The sequence below is a fragment of the Pantoea sp. BJ2 genome (assembly GCF_040255075.1).
In the GTDB taxonomy this organism is placed as follows: Bacteria; Pseudomonadota; Gammaproteobacteria; order Enterobacterales; family Enterobacteriaceae; genus Pantoea; species Pantoea leporis.
In genome coordinates this window covers 1,153,749-1,173,917 of the sequence record NZ_CP158292.1, presented here as the reverse complement: position 1 = coordinate 1,173,917, position 20,169 = coordinate 1,153,749, and the positions used below count along the sequence as shown (strand labels likewise).

The window sequence follows — 20,169 nt, the reverse complement described above, 5'->3', positions numbered from 1 at the left end:
GCGAATGAAAAAATGGATATTTAGTGCGCTGAGCAAACAGTTAATCTGCGCAATTTTGTTTGTACAGCTAGCTGGATGCGGGACATTGATGCGCGGAGAAAGTAGCGAAAAAGTTTATCGCGGAGTTGATACCGATATACGCATTACCACTAATGCATTCATGTGGTTATTTAGTGGTGGAATTTTACCCGTTTTCTCAATTATTTCGATGCCCTTTGATGCAGTGATCGATACACTTTTATTGCCTGTCGATCTAGCCATCAGCAATTCGCCTAAAGTTTATAAACAACCCGCGGAAAATTATGTCCCAGTTTTTGCCGTCAATATGACGGGTCAACCAGACGTTGATTATACTATTCGAAAAAAAAGCACTGGAGAAATACTTACTCAATCCCGAACTAGAATTATCCCTCAGGCTGGTAGCGCATCAGGAAAACTTAATAAATCATCCCTGATAACAAAGGATAATCCATCTGCTCCTCCAGAATCTGTGACGATTAGCTGGGATGCTGGAACAAGGCTTCTACAAGCAGAGACGACGGATATCAGCGACTTCACTGAATCATATACTCCCGATGAATCTCTGCTTAAAGCCGCAAGTATCATCGCAATATTTATGCCTTGCAATCGAGTCATGCTGGTTAATTATGAAGATGAATATTACAACTACGATTTCATTCATAAGCAAGCCATACAGGATGTTTTCCAGCAATTACAGTCATTATCCGAACGTTCTCAGTGTTCTGCTTCAGGACAGATAACGTTAATGATGGAAGGAGCCTGGAAATGAAAAAGAAAACATCCGATTGGTTGAATAAAGGATTGTTTTTTATCGTTGCTTCGATACTTTCAGGTTGCTCGCAGGCAAGCGTTGATGACGGCTATACCGCTGGAGACTTGAGCGGTATCAACCATATGGCTGACAGTGGTGTTAATTCGTTTTCGGTTAATGGGTATGGAGGGGTGATGGCTGGTAACACATGCTGCATCATGCTGCCTGAAAAATGGACACCTGAAATGAAAGCTCGGATTCAATGGGAAGTTGATCCTCATACTTCACCATCGCCACCAAGTTATAAAGATTGGGACAAATATCTAGCTTGGGAAAAACAGCTAAAAAGCGGTTTTAAGCAACATAGTGCCATCGTTAATATTCCGCAGTATGGCAAGGAACGCTGTGGACTAACTGTGCACTTTCTACCCTGTAATCAGGTTAAGGTGACAACCGCATGCTCTGGATACGGTACATCGGGCTACCCGATTAAAGAGCCTCTTAACATGAAGGAGCCTGCGACATGTCCCGTGAAATGAATTTAGCGCTGCCTTGTTTTGCACCACCGCTGTTCCCTGACAGTGGTCGCTTGCCACTTAGCGAAACGCAGGTTAATGCCAATTATAAAAAGCAGATTTGCGAAGAAAATGATTATCGTGCCAGCCTGGCCGAAGAATCAAGTAAGAAAGGCATCATTCCATGCTGTCAGAGCCTACATATCAGCTTATTTTTCGATGGCACGGGAAATAATGAAGAGAACGATACGCGTGTAGCTAAACCAACTCATCCGACCAATATCGCCAAATTGTTTCATGCAACATATGACAAAACAGCAGAAACCGAGGGGTATTTCTCCTACTACATTCCTGGCGTTGGCACGCCATTTCCTAAAATTGGCGAGATGGATTACAGCAATGATGGCTTGGCTTTCGCCGCTGGTGGAGAGGATCGAATTAACTGGGCGTTGCTGAGAGTAGTTAACGCCTTGACATATGCTATCACCAAAGGAGCCAAACGCCTTGATGATGGAGTAGCGAAGGGAATGCTGCCCAGTATGCAGGCTCGCGGAGCTTTTTCAGGGGAAGTGAACCGACGTAATGCGATCAATCCCTTGTTAAAGGCGTTAGAAGGTCAGGCAGCGCAAACTCAGCAGCCCCATCTTCTGGGTATTAAGTTGTTTATCTATGGTTTTTCTCGCGGTGCTGCTGAAGCGCGAACCTTTGTGAACTGGTTAACCCAGTTACCCGACCCCAAGTTAAAAAACGATCATCTGCAACTTGCTGGTTTACCCATCAGTATTGAGTTTCTGGGATTACTGGATACGGTGGCGTCTGTTGGGGCTGCTCACATGGTGCCGGGTGCCGCAGGACATATGGGCTGGGCAGATAATAGTCAGCAATTACCTGATGAGCGTAAATTTCCTGGATTAATTAAATGTTGTCGGCATTTTGTTGCCGCACACGAACAGCGCTTATGTTTCCCTCTTGACTCCGTTCGTCGCCCTGATGGCAGTTACCCAGCCAACACTCAGGAGGTCATTTATCCTGGAATGCACTCAGATGTTGGCGGCGGTTATCCTCCAGGGGATCAGGGAAAATCATGTAATGGCACAGGTGAAATTCTATCGCAGATCGTTCTTCACGATATGTATGCTGCGGCATTCGAGTCCGGCGCTCCATTGCTGGTACATCCCTCCGCAATAACCTTACTAATTAAAGATATCTCTCCATCACGCGTGATGTCTGGTGATTCTGTTACTGAGTTTGCTGTTGCACCTATGTTAGCCAAACGCTTCAACATCTGGCGTCAAACCCTGCTCAACACCACTCTGCAAGGCAGCGAAGAGCCGGGAGATACATCAGAAGGCTATCGCGCCTATCAACTTTCTCAGACACTTGAAAGCGCGCTGATCGATCAGATTGGCTGGATCACCGCGTGGCGCATTGGCCGCTACGCTCACGGCAGTATGCTTCCTCAGGGCGATAAGTTTGCCCACAGTTTCTTTAACAAAGCACCACAGCTAACTCCTGAAGAACTTAAAAAAGAAGCGGATGATCATAAAGCAGCGGTAAAAGCACTTGACTCACGCCGAGCAGAAGCCAAAAAGAGCCGCTTGCCGCTGGACGAAAGTTTACAGGGCAAACCCGATCTTGATCCGACTAACGCCCAATATCAACTCCGCGAAGCTGCGCGTGAATTCCAACACGACTATAGGCTGTGGCGGCGAGACATTAATGGTGGCTTGATAGATAAAACTGCGCAGATCGTTCTGGATGTGATCCCCAAGCACGCCATCTTCCTGATCAACGGTGACGATGAAGACGCGGAATACGCGCAGATGAAAGCCGATGGCAATCGTCGTTATCCGCAGCTGTTTACCGACAAGCTGGGCACCGGCATTCGTACTCAACCGCGTGCTGAGCTGCTGACCCTCTTTGATGAACAAATTCACGATTCCCGCGCCTGGTTTATGCAAAGTGCATTGGGGGGACGTGAACCCTGGGGCGGTTATTTCCGCTATCGCATGATTTACTGCGGCAACCAGACTAATAAAAACCTTCGCCTGATTTCCGTCGAAGGCAAAGTTATCAACGCCGCGCCAACCTCCAATAACGTCATCTATTTTATCGAGCCGAAAACCGCTTATAACAATGTGACTTATAAAGTGAAAGATATGGCGACCGGTATCGTTCAGACACTCACTCCACCAGAGGCAACCACTCGACCAGGCACCGCAGTTGCCCTGGCTCGCACCAGTGTGGTGAGCGAACAGCACCAGGCCATGATGACCTCTGCCGTCGATATGCTGAAATCATCGGGAGCGCGAGTGGTATGAAACTTAAAAAACTGGTGCGCGTTGGCGATAAGCTCAAACCTTACGGTGGTGAAGTGCTCAGCGGGAGCTTTGACGCATTTGGCAAGCCGGTGGCCTGCGTCAAAGACAAAGCGAAATGCAACGAGCACGGCATGACCACCATTATTCAGGGAGCAACCAACAGCACCGTAAACGGTAAAGCGGTGGCGCTCGATGGGCATAAATGTGCCTGTGGTTGCACGCTGGTCAGTTCACTACCTGATATGGATGCCTGCGGATGAATCAACCGCCGGTTTATGCCGATTACGCCACCATTTACCCTGCCCGCTGGCGGCGCTGGTGGGTGGCGTTGCCCGTGCTGCTGTTTATATCAGCGATGACAACCATGCTGTTGTGGCCGGAGGGAAAGCCGACCCGTTCGCCGCTTTTCTGGTTCTGCGCACTGGTCTTGCCGCTGCTGTGCTGGTTGCTGGCGGTGACGCTGCGCTGGCTGGTCTGGCTGCAATCCACCGATAACCGCCGCACGCACTATGCAGAAATCTCGCTGGCGCTCGATGCGTGGTGGCGAAAGCGCAGACAGGCCTTGCCGGTTGAAGCCGTTTTATTGGTGACGCCAGCCGGAGACGATGCGTCGGAACATCTGGCGCTGTTGTCACACCCAGCAGATGCCCCACAACCGGGCATCACTGCGCAAGGTTATGCTGCGTTGCGTTGCCCACGGGTGCTTAACAGCGCCCGCAGTCGTCCTGTCATGCTGGCGGCTTATCTCGCCAATCGCCTGGTGACGCATATGCGTCAGTCAAGTGATGCACGCTCAATCACGCATCTCTGTTGGCTGGGTGATGACCACAGTCTGCTCGCCTTTCGCGAAACGCTACTGGCAGCGGGCATGACGTTGCCAGAGGAAACCCTTCGACTCAGTGCAATTGATGGCGCAGATAGCGTTATCGATCTCTTCGCCACTACTGCTCCGGTTTTGCTGCTGTGTGCCGGAAGTGGCGAAGGATTGGCTGATTGCACCCCGGTTGCCGGGGAAGCCGCCTTTGCCTGGCTCTGCTCGGCGCAAGGGGCTGCGCTGATGCATCGCTCGGAGTGCTGGCAACCGGCGAGGGGTGAAACGGCCACTCTGGCCGTTTCACAGCTTTCCCGTTATGCCGGATTAAGTGATATGCCGGATACGGTGATCGCGGCAGATGCCGCCGCCATGGAAGCATTGCTGGAGGGCGGCTGGTCCGCGCTGGATCACGTACTTGCCCCATGGCTCGGCAATGCCGGGCAAATCACACCGTTTACGTTACGGTCGCTGGCGCTGCTCTCGGCGCTCAACGGCCAGTCATGCGGCTGGATCGCCGCAGAAATGGAATCTCAACACACTACAGGAGTTTGTGTTCCCCGTGGAAACCTCCCGCACTAATTCCCGGCACTCGCTGTTCTGGCTGGTTTGTGGCTATTTGCTAGCCGTAACCCTGCTGGTGCTGACTGGCGCAGGGCTCTATTACTTCGCAGGCAGCAGCATTGATCTGCCTGAAGCTCTGCCGCGCCAGATTGCTTTCTGGTCATTGATGGTCTGGCTGGCGCTGGTGTGGTTCTGTCCACTGTTTATTCTCGCCTGGCGCGGGCTGGTGCGACTCAACGCGCGTGAGGCAACGGGCTCGCAGAAACAGCGCCCTGCCGAGAATCAGTGGGTGCAGGAGATCATTACCCAGATGCGCTACCAGTATCGGTGGCGTTGGCGTAGCCGGGTACGCATTCTGCTGGTGTTCGGCGATGAGCATCTGGTTGAACGGAGTATTCCCGGCCTGACAACTCAACACTGGCTTGAGGGGCATCATACCTTGCTGCTCTGGCACGGTAGTCCGCAGGAAGATCCGCTACCCGCGCAGCTGCGGACGTTACGCAAAATTCGCCGCCAGCTGGCCGATGCTGTGGTGTGGGTCGTGAACGCAGAAGCGGAAATGACTCAGGATATGCTGGATACCACGGCTCGCCAGATGCAGAAGCGCTACAGGCTGTTGGGCCAGGATATCCCGCTGTGGCTGTGGGAGATTCACGCGCCCTCTCTGCATAGCGCCCCCGCGCAGGGGATCGGATTCACCATTGCACAAGGTGATAGTGCGGACGATTACCGTCAGTCACTGGATGATCTTGAGCACCAGTTGGTTGAGCGCGGCATGCAGCAGATTGAGCATAATCGCCAGCACAGTTTTTTACTGGAACTGGCGCACGTGCTGCGCAGCGGTGGCGCGGATCGCCTGACACGCACCTTGTCACAGCTCTCCACAGGTGCAAGAGCGCTGCCGCTGGCGGGAGTCGTGCTCAGCCAGCCGGAAACCACGGGAAGCGCTTCATTGCGAAATGCCTGGCAGCCGGGAAAAGCCTGGCGGGATTTACTGGCGCTTCACTGGCGCAGGCCGCTAACTAACGGTGCCTCATGGCGGAAAACTTTGCTGACGCTCTGCTCCTGCCTGCTGGTGATATGGATGGCCTGCCTGGTGTTTTCCTGGATTGCCAATATGCGCCTTATACAGGCAGATCAGCACCTTGCCGCCGCCGCAACAGATTCCCGTCAGCCGCTGCAGCAGCAACTTTCAGCCTTGCACGAGTTGCAGAAAGAGATCGAGCGTCTGCAGCATCGTCAGCAATATGGTGCGCCCTGGTATATGCGTTTTGGCCTCAGCCAGAATGACGCACTGTTAAATTCGCTGTGGCAACAATGGCAGCAGGCGGCCATGCCGCTGCTGCGTGATGCCTCCGTCAAGCGCCTGACTACGCTGATGAGCGGCTGGCGTAACCTGCCGCCCGATAGCCCGCTGCGGGCCGATGAGGCCAAAAGCATGTATGACCTGCTGAAGGCGTACCTGATGCTGGCACATCCCGAACAATCCGATCCGGCGTTTTGCAGCGCCACGGTAATGAAAGTCTGGCAACGGCGTGATGGCATTCCGGACGCAAGCTGGCGAAACAATGGCGGCGCTATGCTGGCCTTTATGATGACGAATCTGCCTGAGCACCCAGAGTGGCAGTTACAACCGGATATGCGACTGGTCAGCAGTATGCGCTCAGCGCTGCTGCGTCAGATTGGTGCCAGCAATGCGGAGACCTCGCGCTATCAGCAGCTCATTGAGCAGGTGTCCCGTGATTATGCTGATATGACGCTCAGTGAGATGGTCAGCGGCACCGACAGCAGCAGGTTATTCAATACCGATGAAACCGTGCCCGGCGTCTTTACCCGTAAAGCGTGGGAAGAGGCAGTAGAGCCTGCGATTGAGCAAGCGGCGAAAGTGCGTCGCGATGAAATCGACTGGGTGCTGAGTGATAACAAAACGGCCAGCAACAATGATCTCTCTGCGGAAACGCTGCAAGCGCGGCTGACAGACCGCTATTTCTCCGATTACGCCGGCGCCTGGCTGAAATTCCTCAACAGCCTGCAATGGCAGCGGGCGGAGAGCCTGTCAGAATCGATTGAACAGTTAACCCTGCTGGCCGACATACGCCAGTCACCTTTGATTGCGCTGATGAACACGATGAATGTGCAGGGCCGGACGGGGCAAACTGGCGGTAATCTTACCGATTCGCTGGTGAGCTCTGCAAAGAATTTGCTCAGCAGTGACAAAACCCAGGCCATCGCCAGACCACAAGGTGCACGTGGCCCAATGGATGACGCCTTTGGACCTTTGCTGGCGCTAACCGATACCGGCGCAGCGGCTAAAGATAGCCTCAGCCTGCCAACCTTCCTGACGCGTATCACCCGTGTTCGGCTGCGGCTGCAGCAGGTCACCAACGCGCCGGATCCACAGGCCATGATGCAGTCGTTAGCATTGACGGTGTTTCAGGGCAAAGCCGTTGATCTGACTGACACCCGAGATTACGGCAGTCTGATTGCTGCCAGCCTCGGACAGGAGTGGAGCGGGTTTGGTCAGGCGATATTTGTCGAGCCGATGGTGCAGGCGTGGGAGCAAGTGCTCAGCCCCACTGCTGAAAGCATTAACAGCCATTGGCAGAACGATATTGTAACCCCGTGGGATCAATCGTTTGCCGACCGCTATCCGTTTGCTAACCGACAAAGCGACGTCTCCTTACCGCATTTAGCGCAGTTTATGCGTACCGACACCGGACGTATCGCGCAGTTCGTTAACAGTCGCCTCGCTGGCCTGTTGCGACTCGAAGGCGATCGCTGGGTGCCGGATGACATGAACAGCCAGGGACTGACGTTCGATCCTGCTTTTCTCAACGCGCTGAATAAACTGACGCACATCGCTAACACCGCATTTGTCCGGGGAGATGTAGAGCTGCACTTTCAGATGATGGCAAAACCTTCCCGCGACGTGGTGGAATCGGAGCTGACGGTGGATCGCCAGAAGCTGCAATATTTTAACCAGGAAGAGAGTTGGCAAACGCTAAACTGGCCTGACAACCGCTGGCAACCGCAAACCACGCTGACCTGGCGCAGCACCAATAACGGAACCCGCATTTATGCCGATCCCCCGGGAAGCTGGGGCCTGATCCGCCTGCTGGATAAAGCCCGCATCACCAATCTGGGGAACAACATCTATCGTGTTACCTGGCCGACGCCGGACGGGCTGGCACTCAACTATCAGATACGTACGGAGCTCGGCAGTGGCCCGCTGGCGCTACTCGAATTGCGCGGCTTCCGCATGCCTGCGCGGATATTTATTTCCGCTACGCAAAATGAAGATGCGTATCAGGGAGGTGAACAATGAAAGTTCGCTTCGCTCATGTGTTGCTGATTTTGCTGTCGCCAACGTTGCTGAGCAGTTGTGGAGCGTGGCAAAAAACCAAACAGGGAACAGCAAGCATTGCCGATGCCGTGTTTTATCGTCAGGTCAATATCCTGCACCTGACCTTCACTGCGCGTACGGCGATCAATCAGGACGACGCCCAGCAGTCGATGCCTTTACGCCTGAATATTTTGCAGCTCAGCACGCGTCAACGTTTCGATAACGCCGAATACAGCAGCCTGCTGACACAGCCAGATTGGGTGCTGAAAGAGAGCCTGCTGGCACAGCGGCAGCTCAGCGTCATGCCGGGACAAAGCGTCAGCCTGGATATGCCAATGGAGAAGCAGGCGCAGTTTGTCGCAGTCGTGGGCTTGTTCCGCCAACCGGACCGGGAGCGCGGTACATGGAAACGGGTGCTGAGCCGTGAGGAGCTTGATGCGGATTCACCACGCACGATTGAAGTAAGGGATAACACCCTGAATTTGGAATTATTGAAGTAACTATTCAATTTAACGGCAGGAGCCACAAAGTGACGCTATACGATATAAAACCGAAGTTTCAGCATTTATTAAGACCGCTGGTCGTCAGGTTACATGCGCAGGGTATCACTGCGAACCAGGTAACCTTGTTTGCCATGCTCACCTCTGTAGTACTGGGCGCATTGTTGATGCGTTTCCCCGATCCACGCTTTTTTATCACCCTGCCCGTTTTCCTGTTTTTCCGCATGGCGCTAAACGCCATTGATGGCATGTTAGCCAGGGAATTCCATCAGCAATCCACCCTCGGGGCAATCCTCAACGAGGTGGGTGACATTATCTCCGACGCGGCACTCTACCTCGCTTTTGCCTTTGTTACTGGCATCTCTGCCTGGTGGGTTGTGCTGGTCGTGCTGCTTGCCTGGCTGAGCGAATTTTGCGGTGTGATGTGCCAGACGCTGAACGGCATCCGTAGCTACCGTGGCCCGTTAGGCAAAAGTGACCGCGCATTTATCTTTGGCGCTCTCGGCCTGGTGATTGCGCTGTGGCCGCAGTCTATCGGCTACGCTAACGCAGTGTTTGCCATCGCCGCCCTGTTGCTGTGCTGGACCAGCCTGACTCGCTGCCGCAATGCGATGGAGGTGAAAAATGACTGATTCCAGACACCTGCTTTATTACTGCCTGGGCGGTATCTTCGGCGTTCTCATTCTGGCGACGCTGATTATTTTTGTGCTGAGAAAGTGCCGCCCACAACGCAACTGGCTGGAATTGCAGCAGCGCGTTAATAGCTGGTGGGTGATTATCTGCCTGTTCTCGTTAGCAATGCTGTCGCCGAAGTGGCTGGCGCTAACCTTTTTCGGCTTCATCAGCTTCCTGTCGTTAAAAGAGTATCTGACGCTAGCACCCACGCGGCGTTCTGACAGTATGCCGCTGCTGTGGATGTATGCCGCTATCCCGGTGCAATATCTCTGGACCGGCATGGCCTGGTACGGCATGTTCATCATTTTTATCCCGGTTTATGTCTTCCTATTCCTGCCCGCTCGCATGGTGATTGCCGGTGATACTAAAGGTTTTCTGCACTCTGCGTCGGTAATGCACTGGGGCATGATGACCACCGTGTTTGCTCTGAGCCACGTGGCCTACCTGATGACTTTACCCGGTGCCGACGCCAGCGCCGGTGCGCTGCTGGTGTTCTTCCTCGTTGCGCTGACTGAGCTGAATGATATTGCCCAATATCTGTGGGGAAAATCGCTGGGCAGGATTCGCGTGACGCCCAACGTCAGCCCGAATAAGACGCTGGCCGGTTTGCTGGGTGGCATCTTTACCACCATGTTGCTGGCCGTGATTCTTGGCCCACTGCTGACACCGATGAGTTATCTCCACTCGCTGGGTGCTGGGTTGATTATTGGTGCAAGCGGCTTTTGCGGCGATGTTGTGATGTCGGCGATCAAGCGCGATTTTGGTGTGAAGGATTCCGGCAAATTGCTGCCCGGACACGGTGGCATTTTGGATCGACTCGATTCACTGATCTACACCGCGCCGCTGTTCTTCCACTTCTATTACTACTTCTACGTGTAGGAGGCGCACATGAACCGCATGCTGCGCTGGCTCTTTACCCTGTGCATCGCTTATCCGGTGGTGTGGATCTGGCTGGGTGTCGCCGTGGCCAACCGCAAGAAGCTACCGAAAACAGGCCCGGCGATCATTGTGGCAAACCACAACAGCCATCTTGATGTGCTGACGCTGTTCACCTTGTTCCCCCTCTCGACGTTAGTGGACGTACAGCCGGTGGCTGCCGCTGATTACTTCCTGAAAAACAAAGTGGTGGGTTGGTTTGCACTCAAGGTGATTGGCATCATCCCGGTGTATCGCGGGGCGCATCAGGCTAATCCGTTGCAGGCCTGCGTCGATGCACTGGCGGAAAAGAAAATTGTGATTATTTTCCCGGAAGGCACACGCGGCGAGCCGGGGAAACTGTCAGAAATTAAATCTGGCCTCTGGCATCTCAGCCAGCAGTGCCCGGATGTGCCCATCATTCCGGTCTATATGCACGGGCTGGATCGCTCAATGGGTAAAGGTCAGAAAATACCGGTGCCGTTCTTTATCGATATTTATATCGATGATCCGCTGCGTTATCAGGACAACAAGGCCGAATTTAAAAGCGCGTTATTAAATCGTTTTGTCGAATTACAACAGCAAGCCATAAGGAAATCATCATGAGCCAGGAAGCACGTTTATTTCAGGAAGGATCTTTTTCAACCAGCGACGGTGAATCTCTCTATTTTCGCCACTGGCCCGCGCAGGATGCGCAGAGCAAAAAAGTGATTGTGCTATTTCATCGCGGGCATGAGCACTCAGGACGTTTGCAGCATGTTGTCGATGAGTTACTGATGCCGGATGCCCATTTTTACGCCTGGGATGCGCGTGGACACGGACATTCGCCGGGAGAACGAGGTTACAGCCCAAGCCTGGCTCGCTCAGTGCAGGACGTCGATGAATTTGTTCGCTTTGTCGCTGAACAAGCCAGGGTGAGCATTGAAGATATTGTTGTGATTGCGCAAAGCGTCGGCGCGGTGCTGGTCGCTACCTGGGTGCATGATTACGCACCTAAAATTCGCGGTATGGTGCTGGCCTCTCCAGCGTTTAAGGTGAAGCTGTATGTGCCTTTCGCACGCACGGGTTTGGCTATGCTGCAACGTATTCGCGGTCTGTTTTACGTGAACTCTTACGTCAAAGGGAAATTTCTCAGCCACGACCCGGAGCGCATTCGCAGCTTTGAGCAGGATAAATTTATCACCCGTCAGATTGCCGTGAATATTCTGCTGGATCTGTATAAAACGGCGGAGCGTATTGTTTCTGACTCTGCCGCCATCACCGTGCCAACCCAGTTGCTGATTTCCGGCGATGATTTTGTGGTGCACACCAAACCGCAGAAAAAATTCTATCAGGGGCTGCGTAGCGCCATCAAAGAGCAGCATATTCTGCCCGGTTTTTATCACGATACGCTGGGAGAGAAGAATCGCCAGCTTGCCTTCGATAAAATGAAGCCGTTTATCGAACAGCTTTACCACGCTGCACCTTACACCTTCGATTACAGCCATGAAGATCAGTGGAGTCCGGGCGCTGATGCGTACCGTGAGCTGCAGGCTCCTCCTAAACGCTGCTCACTACAAGGCATGTCCTACGCTTCATTAAGTTTTGGCATGAAAACCATTGGTCGGCTGTCAAAAGGCATGCGCCTGGGATATGAAACCGGCTTTGACTCTGGCAGTACGCTGGATTATGTCTACCGCAACACGGCTGAAGGCACCGGCATTATTGGCCGTATCATCGACAGGCAGTACCTCAACAGCATTGGCTGGCGCGGCATTCGCATGCGCAAAGAGAATATCCAGCAGGTGATTGCGCAGGCCGTAGCAAAACTGCAAGAGCACAATTTGCCGATTCGCGTAGTCGACATAGCCGCCGGACATGGCCGCTACGTTCTTGATGCACTAGAGAAACAGCCGGGAATTGAAAGCATCTTGCTACGAGATTACAGCGATCTGAATGTGGAGAAAGGCCAGGCGATGATTGAAGCGCGTCAATTAGGCCATCTCGCACAGTTCAAAAAAGGCAATGCCTTCGATTATGACTCGCTCGCCACACTCGCGCCTGCGCCGACGCTGGGGATTGTCTCCGGCCTGTATGAACTGTTTCCGAGCAACCAATTAATCAAAACTTCGTTGGCCGGGTTGGCAGCAGCCATTCCGTCGGGCGGCGTGCTGGTTTATACCGGGCAACCGTGGCATCCGCAGTTGAAAACCATCGCATGGACCTTAACCAGCCACCAGAACGGTATTCCCTGGTTGATGCGCGTACGCAGCCAGAAAGAGATGGATACGCTGGTTGAAGAAGCTGGATTTGAGAAGTGCCACCAGCTAATTGATGAGTTTGGCATCTTTACCGTGTCGCTGGCGGTAAGAAAATAGCATGACTGAATCGTTGCTGACACAACGCCTTTTTAGCCCCTGGAAACAGGGGCTTTGCTGGCTGATGTTGCTGGGGCCCCTGTTTTTTCTCAGCTACGGGCAGGTTAATACCTTCACCGCGACCCGCGATGATGTGGAAAGCCTGGTGTTTGCCTGGGAACGTTCGATTCCATTTGTTCCCTGGACCATCGTGCCTTACTGGAGCATCGACCTGCTTTACGGTATTTCACTGTTCATCTGCACATCAAGACAAGAGCTGATGCGTCACGGCTATCGCCTGCTTGTAGCATCGCTGGTGGCGTGTGCAGCGTTTTTACTTTTCCCGCTGAAGTTTACCTTCACGCGCCCGGAAACCCAGGGTGTCTTCGGCTGGTTGTTCCACCAGCTTGAACAGTTTGATTTACCCTATAACCAGGCCCCTTCGTTGCACATTATTCTGACCTGGCTGCTCTGGCTGCGCTTTCGCCAGCATCTGAATCGCAATGCGAGAATCGTTGCGGCCAGTTGGTTCCTGCTAATAGCTATCTCCGTACTGACCACCTGGCAGCACCATGTTATCGATGTCATTAGCGGGATTGGGGTCGCGCTCATCATCAGCTACCTGATTCCGATTAGAGGAGAATGGCGCTGGCAGCGGCCCACTTGGCACGCGCGACGTCTCGCAAGCAAATACGGCTTAGGTGGAATGCTGTTTTTACTGGCGGGGATAGCGATTCCCTGTGGTCATTTGCTGTTGTGGCCTGCCATAGCGCTGCTGGCGGTGGCTGCGGGCTATGCCGGCTTGGGCGTGACGGTGTTCCAGAAAAACAGTTGCGGCAACTTATCCCTCTCCGCACGCCTGCTGCTTTTACCCTATCTGACAGGCGTGAGGATTTCCCGCCGCTGGTTTTCCCGGCATAGCGCGCAAAGTAATGAGATTGTCGCTGGCGTAGCGCTGGGCAGGTTCCCGGGCAAAGCGCAGCAGGATTTTGCCGTTTTTGATCTGACCGCAGAATTACACAAAGGCAACCGGAACGCACAGCGATGGCAGGCCTATCCACTCATGGATCTGCTGGTGCCCGACATTGCGCATTTGCAGACTGCGGTAAGACAGCTTCAGCAACTGCACCAGGAAAATGACAAGGTGTTGGTTTGCTGCGCGCTGGGTTTATCGCGCAGTGCCACAGTGATTGCGGCGTGGCTGCTGGCGGAAGGACATGCAGCCTCTGTCGTTCAGGCCGTTGAACTCATTAAGTCCCGACGCCCGCAGATTGTTCTCACCCCTGCACACATTGCAATCCTCGAAGCCTTCAGCAAGGAACAGCTATGTCAGACATCATGATGACCAACCGAATTGTGCAAATTCATCTGGCAAGCTGGCGCTACTTTGCCGCGCTGACGCTGCCACCGTTGGCGTTGATACTCAACCTTCTCCACTCTGCGCTGAGTCTGCCGTTAATGGTGTTGTTCTTCATCACACACTACTACTGCTGGCGTTTATGGCTCGATGAACGGCTCTTCGCATTGCTCAACAACGAAGACGACCTTGCTGAGTTTGACCGGGGCATGGCGCAGCTGTGGCCGAAAAAATTTGCCCGCCCGCGTTCTCTGGCAGATCGCCTGCACGGAACAAGAGTCATGTTTTACCGGGCAATGATCTCACTGCTGATGTTGTGGTTGGTTTCACTCTGCTCAGTGAGTTATCTGGCACTCACGCTGGTTGAGTAGGTGAACAATGAACGAGCATGATTTTCTAAAATATTTCGACAGCGAAATGCGTTATCTGAAAGCTGCTGCGCAGGAGTTTGCGGAGCAGCATCCGGAGGCGGGACGGCGACTGGGTGTCGACGGCATGTCTTTGAAGATGAATGACTCCGTAGAGCAACTGTTTCAGGGCTTCTCGCTGATGATGGCGCAGATGCGTCGCAAGATTGATGATGATATTCCGGAGCTAACAGAGCCGCTGCTCGGGCATCTGCTACCTGTGGTAAACCGCACGCTGCCATCAATGTCTGTGGTGGAATTTACGCCCGATAGCGTCGCTCAGGTACGTGATGCGGTGCTGCCGGAAGGCACGACGCTGCTGACCCGACCGATGGATATCACTGGCCTGCGCTGCCCTTATCGCACGACCGATGCGTTGAAATTGCATCCGCTGGCGCTGGGCGAGATAACGACGCCCTTCCATCCCGATGGACACCAGATGATCTCCCTGCGGTTTACACTCAGCCCTCAGGCCGATACGAGCCAAATCGATCTCAGCGATATCCCGCTCTACATCCACGGAGATCGCCCAGTGCAGTCGCTGCTATACCATGCGCTGACCCGTCATCTGAGCAACATCACTTTACGCCTGCCGCAGAGTGAAAACCACGATCCGCAGCCATTTAGTGGCGACATCCGTGCCCGCTGGCAACAGCACTGGCGTCCGGTCTGGCCGGAAAGCGACAGTCCTGCACTCTGTGGTGAAGTGCGCCCGCTGCTGGAATATTTCAGTTTTCCGGCTCGCTACGCCTTCTTTACTCTATCGGGGCTCAACACGCTGCCCTTCAATGAAAGCTGCCGGGAAGTGATGCTCGATATTCACCTTAGTCAGCCACTTCCGCATGATATTTCCCTGCCGGCAGACGCGCTGCGCATTCACTGCGTGCCGGTGATTAACCTATTTACGCTGAACGCCGAGCCGCTGAAGGTAAAGCCTGCGGTACTCGATTATCGTCTGCGTCCGCATCGACTGCGCGATCAGCACACTGAGATTTACAGTGTTGATGAAGTTGCCGCCAGCGAAACACTGGATAAGCGGCGTTATGTGCCGTATCGGCACTTCCGGCAAAAAGGGGGCATGTTGCAACGCAAAGAGTCGTGGCCGGAGCGATATTTCCATACGCGCATCTGGCGTGGTGTCAGCGGTCTTTATGAAACCTTGCTGATGTTGGGTGGCGATGCAAGCGAGACCGATCGGGGCGAGGATGATGCCACGCTGTTTATGAACATCACCTGCACCAATGGTAACTATCCGCGTATGGCGCTGGAGAAAGCCGTATTTGATGGAAGCGCGGTCACCGGCAACCTGACGTTGCAGTGCACAACGCGTCATCCCCCTTCTATGCCTTATTACCCGCCAACCACACAGCTGTATCAGTGGCATGTGATGTCGCTGCTGCATCCGCGCGCGCTGAGCCAGATGATTAGCGATGCTGCAAGCCTCCGCGCCGTGCTGGCGCTGTTTGACTGGAGCAATGACGATAACAACCGCCGTCGCATCAGCGGTATTCGTCACGTCAGCTGGCGTCAGGACTATAACGCCTCGTATCACTGGCACGGCGTGCGTATTCGCGTGGCGCTCGATGAAACCCAGTTCAGCGGCACCGGCGATGCCCGTCTGTTCTGCGAGCTGCTGGAACAGTTTCTGACGCAGTACGCCAGCGTTGTGCGCTTTATCCAGCTGACGGTGCTGCTGACCGCTTCGGGCACCGAATGGGCCTGGCCGGAGCGCCGCATTGACAGGGTGTTGATGTGAGCGAAGAAAACAAAAAGCCGTTCTGGCTAGACGATAACGGCAATGACCAGACCGCGCAGTATAACTTTTACCGCTTCTGCCAGTTGCTTGAGCAAACGACCGGCAGCCGCCTCGGCACGGGCCGCACGCCAGAGAGTGATCCGGTGCGCTTTCGCCCCAATCCGCATCTGGGCTTTCCCGCCGGGGAACTGAAACGCACGGAAATTGCCCCCGATAACCCGGATGCGATACCAACGGTCAGAACCAATTTCTTCGGTTTGTACGGTGTGGATTCGCCGCTGCCCACCAGCATCATTGATGACATCAACCAGGGGCGTGACGGAGCTGATGCGATGGCGGCGTTTCTGGATATCTTCAATCATCGGCTGATGACGCAGTTTTACCGCGTATGGCGCAAGTACAGCTATCCGGCCACCTTTGAGCCGGGCGGTACCGATAGGGTTTCGCAAAGTCTGATGGCGCTAACCGGCATCTCCAACAGCGGTGAACAACCTTCGTCACGCCTGCTGGCTATTCTGAAACCGTTGCTGCATACCACACACACTGCTGAAGGCATCGCTGCGGTTATACGCAGCCAGGCACCGAACACCAAAGTTGAGGTTTTCGCACACCATCCGGTGACGATGCCGGTGGCAAAACGCGCCCGGCTTTCAATACGCAGCGGCATGACGCTCAATCAGAATCCGATACTGGGCGATGAAACCCGCGTGGCTGACTACTGCTCACAGGTTGAGCTTTCAACAGACGATCCTGATGAGGCAAAGGGTTGGATGCCTGACGGACAGCTCAGGAAGGACGTGATGGCGCTGCTGCGCACCTATCTGGGCTGTGACTATGATTTGCGGTTTTGGCTGACGATTCCCACCCGATTGCTGCCAATGCCGCGGCTGGGCGATGCCGGGCTGTTCAGCGGATACAATATGATGCTGGGGTTACGGGAGGATAATCGGAGTGCGATGCCGGAGACGGTGCGGATTAAAGTAGGAAAACTGCGAGAGGAAAATGTCCAGATTGCGGCAGACTTGCGGCACGGGCGTACCCAGCTCAGCTTGCTTCAGGGCAAAGACAATCTGCTCTTCGGTGAGTCATGACTTTTTCATCGGCATAACCTCTGCTCAGGAAAATCATTATTATGCCGGAATTCTGTTTCTGAATGGAGCAGGATTTCGGCTCAGGGTCACTGTAAACTACACACTGTCACAGACTGATCAAGCCTTGCCGCTGGCAAGAAGGTCTCTTCAAACGTACAATCCCCCCCCTAAAAGATCCCTTTCCGAAAAAAAATCGTTTTAACAGGATTTATTGTGAATAAACAGCAGCTTGCGGCAAAAATCTGGGAATCGGCTAACCAGATGCGATCTAAAATTGAAGCTAACGAATACAAAGATTACATACTCGGCTTTATCTTCTACAAGTATCTAAGCGACCAGCTGGTGCAGTTTGTATCAAAAAAAGGTATGACGCCCGAAGACATCAAAACACTCAATGAAGAAGACGTAGACACCGTTGAATATGTGCAAAGCAACTTGGGCTATTTCATTGCTTACGACAATCTATTTTCAACATGGATTGATCCAAAATCAGATTTTGATGAATCTAACGTGCGAGATGCACTCTCGGCCTTTAGCCGTTTAATTTCGCCAAATGATAAAAAAACTGTTTGAAGGCATTTTCACTACCTTAGAAACAGGTCTAAGCAAACTGGGTGAAAGTGCTGGCAAGCGCACCAAAGCCATCAGCGATTTACTGCACCTGATAAAAAGCATCCCCATGAATGGCAATCAAGGGTATGACGTACTTGGCTACGTCTATGAATACCTGATTGAAAAGTTTGCCGCCAATGCCGGTAAAAAAGCCGGTGAGTTTTACACGCCTCATGAAGTTTCGGTATTGATGTCGAATATCATCGCCCATGAGTTAAAACATAAAAATACTATCAAAATTTACGACCCTACCTCCGGCTCTGGTTCATTACTGATCAATATCGGTGGGGCATTCGAGAAATATGCTAAAAACAAAGACAACATCACCTATTACGCGCAAGAGTTAAAAGCTAATACCTACAACCTAACCCGTATGAATCTCATCATGCGTGGTATCAAAGCCAGTAACATTAAAACCCGTAATGGCGACACTCTTGAAGAAGATTGGCCACACTTTGATGAAAACGATCCACAAGGCTCATACTACGCCGTGCATGTCGATGCCGTCGTATCTAACCCGCCTTACTCACAAAACTGGGACCCAAGCTTTAAAGACAGCGATCCACGCTATTCGCGTTTTGGCCTGGCACCTAAAACCAAAGCCGATTTTGCTTTTTTACTGCACGATCTCTACCACCTAAAACCTGATGGCATTATGGCTATTGTGCTGCCACATGGTGTCTTATTCCGCGGCGGTGAAGAAGGTCAAATTCGCAAGCAACTCATTGAGCAAAATCATATTGATACTGTTATTGGATTACCTGCCAATATCTTTTTTGGCACCGGCATTCCCACGGTGATTTTAGTACTTAAACAAAAACGGCAAAACACCGATGTATTAGTGGTCGATGCCTCCAAGCACTTTATGAAAGAAGGTAAGAACAACAAACTACAAGCCAGTGATATCAAGCGTATTACCGATGCAGTGATAAACCGAGAAAGTATCGATAAGTTCTCGCAACTGGTGTGCAAACAAACCCTGCGCGACAACGGCTACAATCTCAACATACCGCGCTATGTGGATTCATCTGCAGCGGTACAAAGCTGGGATTTACACGCCATCATGCTCGGCGGCATTCCCAACAGCGAAATTGCCGAGCTACACAACTATTGGAAAGCTTTCCCGCAATTGCACAATGCCCTGTTTACGCCAGAATCCGCCGCTTACAGTGAGTTGGCCATTGCCAAAGAAGGCGTCAACGCCAGCATTAGTGGGCACCCGCAAGTGCTGGAGTTTATCAGTGCCTACAACCAAGCCTTTAATAGCTTTGATGACCACCTAAACTCCCAATTAATACAAAACTGGGAAAGCGTAAAGCGTAACCAACAAGAGTCGGCATTGAGTGCCGAGCTATTTACTCGCTTAGCCCCTATTACCTTAATCGACAAATATCAGGCTTACCAATTTCTGAACAACCAATGGAAAATTATCAGCGCTGATTTAGAAATGATGCAAACCGAAGGCTTTTCCGCAACTAAACAAGTTGACCCTAATATTGTCATCAAGAAGAAAGACGGCAAAGATACCGAAGTACAAGACGGCTGGAAAGGTCACATACTACCGTTTCATTTAGTGCAAAAAACTTATTTAAGTGATGACTTAGATGCCTTGGCAGCTAAAGAAAACCGTTTGGCTGAAATCGCCAGCACGCTGGAAGAAATTTTAGCAGCCTTGACTGAAGAAGAAAAAGAACAAGATACGGTCAAAGAAAGTAAAGACGGCTTTGCCAATGCCGAAGTCGGTAAGGCAGCCAAAGTCTTCTTGAAAGAGCAAAAAGATGCCAAAACTAAATTTGCAGAAGACAGCTATGAAGCCAAAATCATTCGCGCGAACAAATTAATCGATGAAGAAAAATCCCTGAAAAAAATGGTCAAAGATGCCGCCACTGCCCTGCACTTAAAAACCAAAACGACCATCGAGACATTAATTGATGAACAGGTGAACACCCTGCTGCACCTTAAATGGATTGCGCCATTAAGCACAGAACTCGCCGCCATGCCAAACGCCGTGATTAGCCAACTTACTAGCCAAGTTCAAGCTCTCGCTGATAAATACGCCGTCACTTACTCGCAGGTGGCCAATGAAATTAAAACCACCGAGCAACAACTGGCGGAGAAGATGGGTGAACTCACCGGTAATGAGTTTGATATGCAGGGCTTGGCTGAACTCACCAACTTATTGAAGGGTAAATAA

At 52.5% G+C, this 20,169-nt stretch carries 16 protein-coding genes and 1 pseudogene; all 17 read left to right on the top strand.

Annotation, left to right across the window (positions count from 1 at the left end; genetic code table 11):
* Positions 1–4 precede the first annotated feature (4 nt).
* The 17 genes and pseudogenes from AAF463_RS05265 to AAF463_RS05185 all read left to right on the top strand — a co-directional run bounded on the left by AAF463_RS05265 (position 5) and on the right by AAF463_RS05185 (position 20,169).
* On the top strand, positions 5–790 hold the full coding sequence (locus AAF463_RS05265; protein ID WP_350261651.1) for a YceK/YidQ family lipoprotein: 786 nt from the start codon (positions 5–7) through the stop codon (positions 788–790).
* Positions 787–1,311 (top strand): DUF3304 domain-containing protein, encoded by a 525-nt coding sequence (locus tag AAF463_RS05260; protein ID WP_350261650.1) that lies wholly within the window; start codon positions 787–789, stop codon positions 1,309–1,311. The genes AAF463_RS05265 and AAF463_RS05260 overlap by 4 nt, the downstream gene beginning before the upstream one ends.
* Positions 1,296–3,608 (top strand): DUF2235 domain-containing protein, encoded by a 2,313-nt coding sequence (locus AAF463_RS05255; protein WP_350261649.1) that lies wholly within the window; start codon positions 1,296–1,298, stop codon positions 3,606–3,608. The genes AAF463_RS05260 and AAF463_RS05255 overlap by 16 nt, the downstream gene beginning before the upstream one ends.
* Positions 3,605–3,868: a PAAR domain-containing protein gene (locus tag AAF463_RS05250; protein WP_350261648.1), complete on the top strand. Its 264-nt coding sequence runs from the start codon at positions 3,605–3,607 to the stop codon at positions 3,866–3,868. The genes AAF463_RS05255 and AAF463_RS05250 overlap by 4 nt, the downstream gene beginning before the upstream one ends.
* Positions 3,865–5,001: a hypothetical protein gene (locus tag AAF463_RS05245; RefSeq protein WP_350261647.1), complete on the top strand. Its 1,137-nt coding sequence runs from the start codon at positions 3,865–3,867 to the stop codon at positions 4,999–5,001. Before AAF463_RS05250 ends, AAF463_RS05245 begins: the two co-directional genes overlap by 4 nt.
* Positions 4,982–8,308 (top strand): ImcF-related family protein, encoded by a 3,327-nt coding sequence (locus AAF463_RS05240; protein WP_350261646.1) that lies wholly within the window; start codon positions 4,982–4,984, stop codon positions 8,306–8,308. Before AAF463_RS05245 ends, AAF463_RS05240 begins: the two co-directional genes overlap by 20 nt.
* Positions 8,305–8,826, top strand: coding sequence for a type VI secretion system lipoprotein TssJ (tssJ, locus tag AAF463_RS05235; RefSeq protein WP_350261645.1), 522 nt, complete (start codon positions 8,305–8,307; stop codon positions 8,824–8,826). Before AAF463_RS05240 ends, tssJ begins: the two co-directional genes overlap by 4 nt.
* Positions 8,827–8,855: 29 nt before the next feature.
* A complete protein-coding gene (locus AAF463_RS05230) occupies positions 8,856–9,458 on the top strand; it encodes a CDP-alcohol phosphatidyltransferase family protein (RefSeq protein ID WP_350261644.1) in 603 nt (200 codons plus the stop codon).
* Positions 9,451–10,380, top strand: a complete 930-nt coding sequence (locus AAF463_RS05225; RefSeq protein ID WP_350261643.1) for a phosphatidate cytidylyltransferase — start codon at positions 9,451–9,453, stop codon at positions 10,378–10,380. Before AAF463_RS05230 ends, AAF463_RS05225 begins: the two co-directional genes overlap by 8 nt.
* A 9-nt stretch (positions 10,381–10,389) precedes the next feature.
* Positions 10,390–11,022, top strand: coding sequence for a lysophospholipid acyltransferase family protein (locus tag AAF463_RS05220; RefSeq protein ID WP_350261642.1), 633 nt, complete (start codon positions 10,390–10,392; stop codon positions 11,020–11,022).
* Positions 11,019–12,773, top strand: coding sequence for a bifunctional alpha/beta hydrolase/class I SAM-dependent methyltransferase (locus tag AAF463_RS05215; RefSeq protein WP_350261641.1), 1,755 nt, complete (start codon positions 11,019–11,021; stop codon positions 12,771–12,773). Before AAF463_RS05220 ends, AAF463_RS05215 begins: the two co-directional genes overlap by 4 nt.
* 1 nt (position 12,774) lies before the next feature.
* Positions 12,775–14,094: a phosphatase PAP2/dual specificity phosphatase family protein gene (locus AAF463_RS05210; protein WP_350261640.1), complete on the top strand. Its 1,320-nt coding sequence runs from the start codon at positions 12,775–12,777 to the stop codon at positions 14,092–14,094.
* On the top strand, positions 14,079–14,480 hold the full coding sequence (locus tag AAF463_RS05205; RefSeq protein WP_350261639.1) for a hypothetical protein: 402 nt from the start codon (positions 14,079–14,081) through the stop codon (positions 14,478–14,480). The genes AAF463_RS05210 and AAF463_RS05205 overlap by 16 nt, the downstream gene beginning before the upstream one ends.
* Before the next feature lie 7 nt (positions 14,481–14,487).
* Positions 14,488–16,272: a type VI secretion system baseplate subunit TssF gene (gene tssF / locus AAF463_RS05200; protein WP_350261638.1), complete on the top strand. Its 1,785-nt coding sequence runs from the start codon at positions 14,488–14,490 to the stop codon at positions 16,270–16,272.
* Positions 16,269–17,117 (top strand): annotated as a pseudogene (gene tssG, locus AAF463_RS05195) (type VI secretion system baseplate subunit TssG); the annotation flags it as partial. The gene tssF and the pseudogene tssG, both read left to right, overlap by 4 nt.
* Positions 17,118–17,576: 459 nt before the next feature.
* Positions 17,577–17,936 carry a type I restriction-modification system subunit M N-terminal domain-containing protein gene (locus AAF463_RS05190; protein WP_350261637.1) on the top strand — a complete coding sequence of 120 codons (360 nt, stop codon included), beginning with the start codon at positions 17,577–17,579 and terminating at the stop codon, positions 17,934–17,936.
* The gene (locus tag AAF463_RS05185) at positions 17,917–20,169 is read left to right on the top strand and encodes a type I restriction-modification system subunit M (RefSeq protein ID WP_350261636.1); all 2,253 of its coding nucleotides are present in this window, start codon (positions 17,917–17,919) and stop codon (positions 20,167–20,169) included. The genes AAF463_RS05190 and AAF463_RS05185 overlap by 20 nt, the downstream gene beginning before the upstream one ends.

What these genes read in the sequence shown, in the direction of transcription:
- AAF463_RS05210 (WP_350261640.1), top strand. Translation starts at nt 12,775, where the DNA reads ATGACTGAATCGTTGCTGACACAACGCCTTTTTAGCCCCTGGAAACAG.
- AAF463_RS05265 (WP_350261651.1), top strand. Translation starts at nt 5, where the DNA reads ATGAAAAAATGGATATTTAGTGCGCTGAGCAAACAGTTAATCTGCGCA.
- AAF463_RS05225 (WP_350261643.1), top strand. Translation starts at nt 9,451, where the DNA reads ATGACTGATTCCAGACACCTGCTTTATTACTGCCTGGGCGGTATCTTC.
- AAF463_RS05220 (WP_350261642.1), top strand. Translation starts at nt 10,390, where the DNA reads ATGAACCGCATGCTGCGCTGGCTCTTTACCCTGTGCATCGCTTATCCG.
- AAF463_RS05260 (WP_350261650.1), top strand. Translation starts at nt 787, where the DNA reads ATGAAAAAGAAAACATCCGATTGGTTGAATAAAGGATTGTTTTTTATC.
- AAF463_RS05205 (WP_350261639.1), top strand. Translation starts at nt 14,079, where the DNA reads ATGTCAGACATCATGATGACCAACCGAATTGTGCAAATTCATCTGGCA.
- AAF463_RS05255 (WP_350261649.1), top strand. Translation starts at nt 1,296, where the DNA reads ATGTCCCGTGAAATGAATTTAGCGCTGCCTTGTTTTGCACCACCGCTG.
- AAF463_RS05250 (WP_350261648.1), top strand. Translation starts at nt 3,605, where the DNA reads ATGAAACTTAAAAAACTGGTGCGCGTTGGCGATAAGCTCAAACCTTAC.
- tssF (WP_350261638.1), top strand. Translation starts at nt 14,488, where the DNA reads ATGAACGAGCATGATTTTCTAAAATATTTCGACAGCGAAATGCGTTAT.
- AAF463_RS05215 (WP_350261641.1), top strand. Translation starts at nt 11,019, where the DNA reads ATGAGCCAGGAAGCACGTTTATTTCAGGAAGGATCTTTTTCAACCAGC.
- tssJ (WP_350261645.1), top strand. Translation starts at nt 8,305, where the DNA reads ATGAAAGTTCGCTTCGCTCATGTGTTGCTGATTTTGCTGTCGCCAACG.
- AAF463_RS05185 (WP_350261636.1), top strand. Translation starts at nt 17,917, where the DNA reads ATGATAAAAAAACTGTTTGAAGGCATTTTCACTACCTTAGAAACAGGT.
- AAF463_RS05245 (WP_350261647.1), top strand. Translation starts at nt 3,865, where the DNA reads ATGAATCAACCGCCGGTTTATGCCGATTACGCCACCATTTACCCTGCC.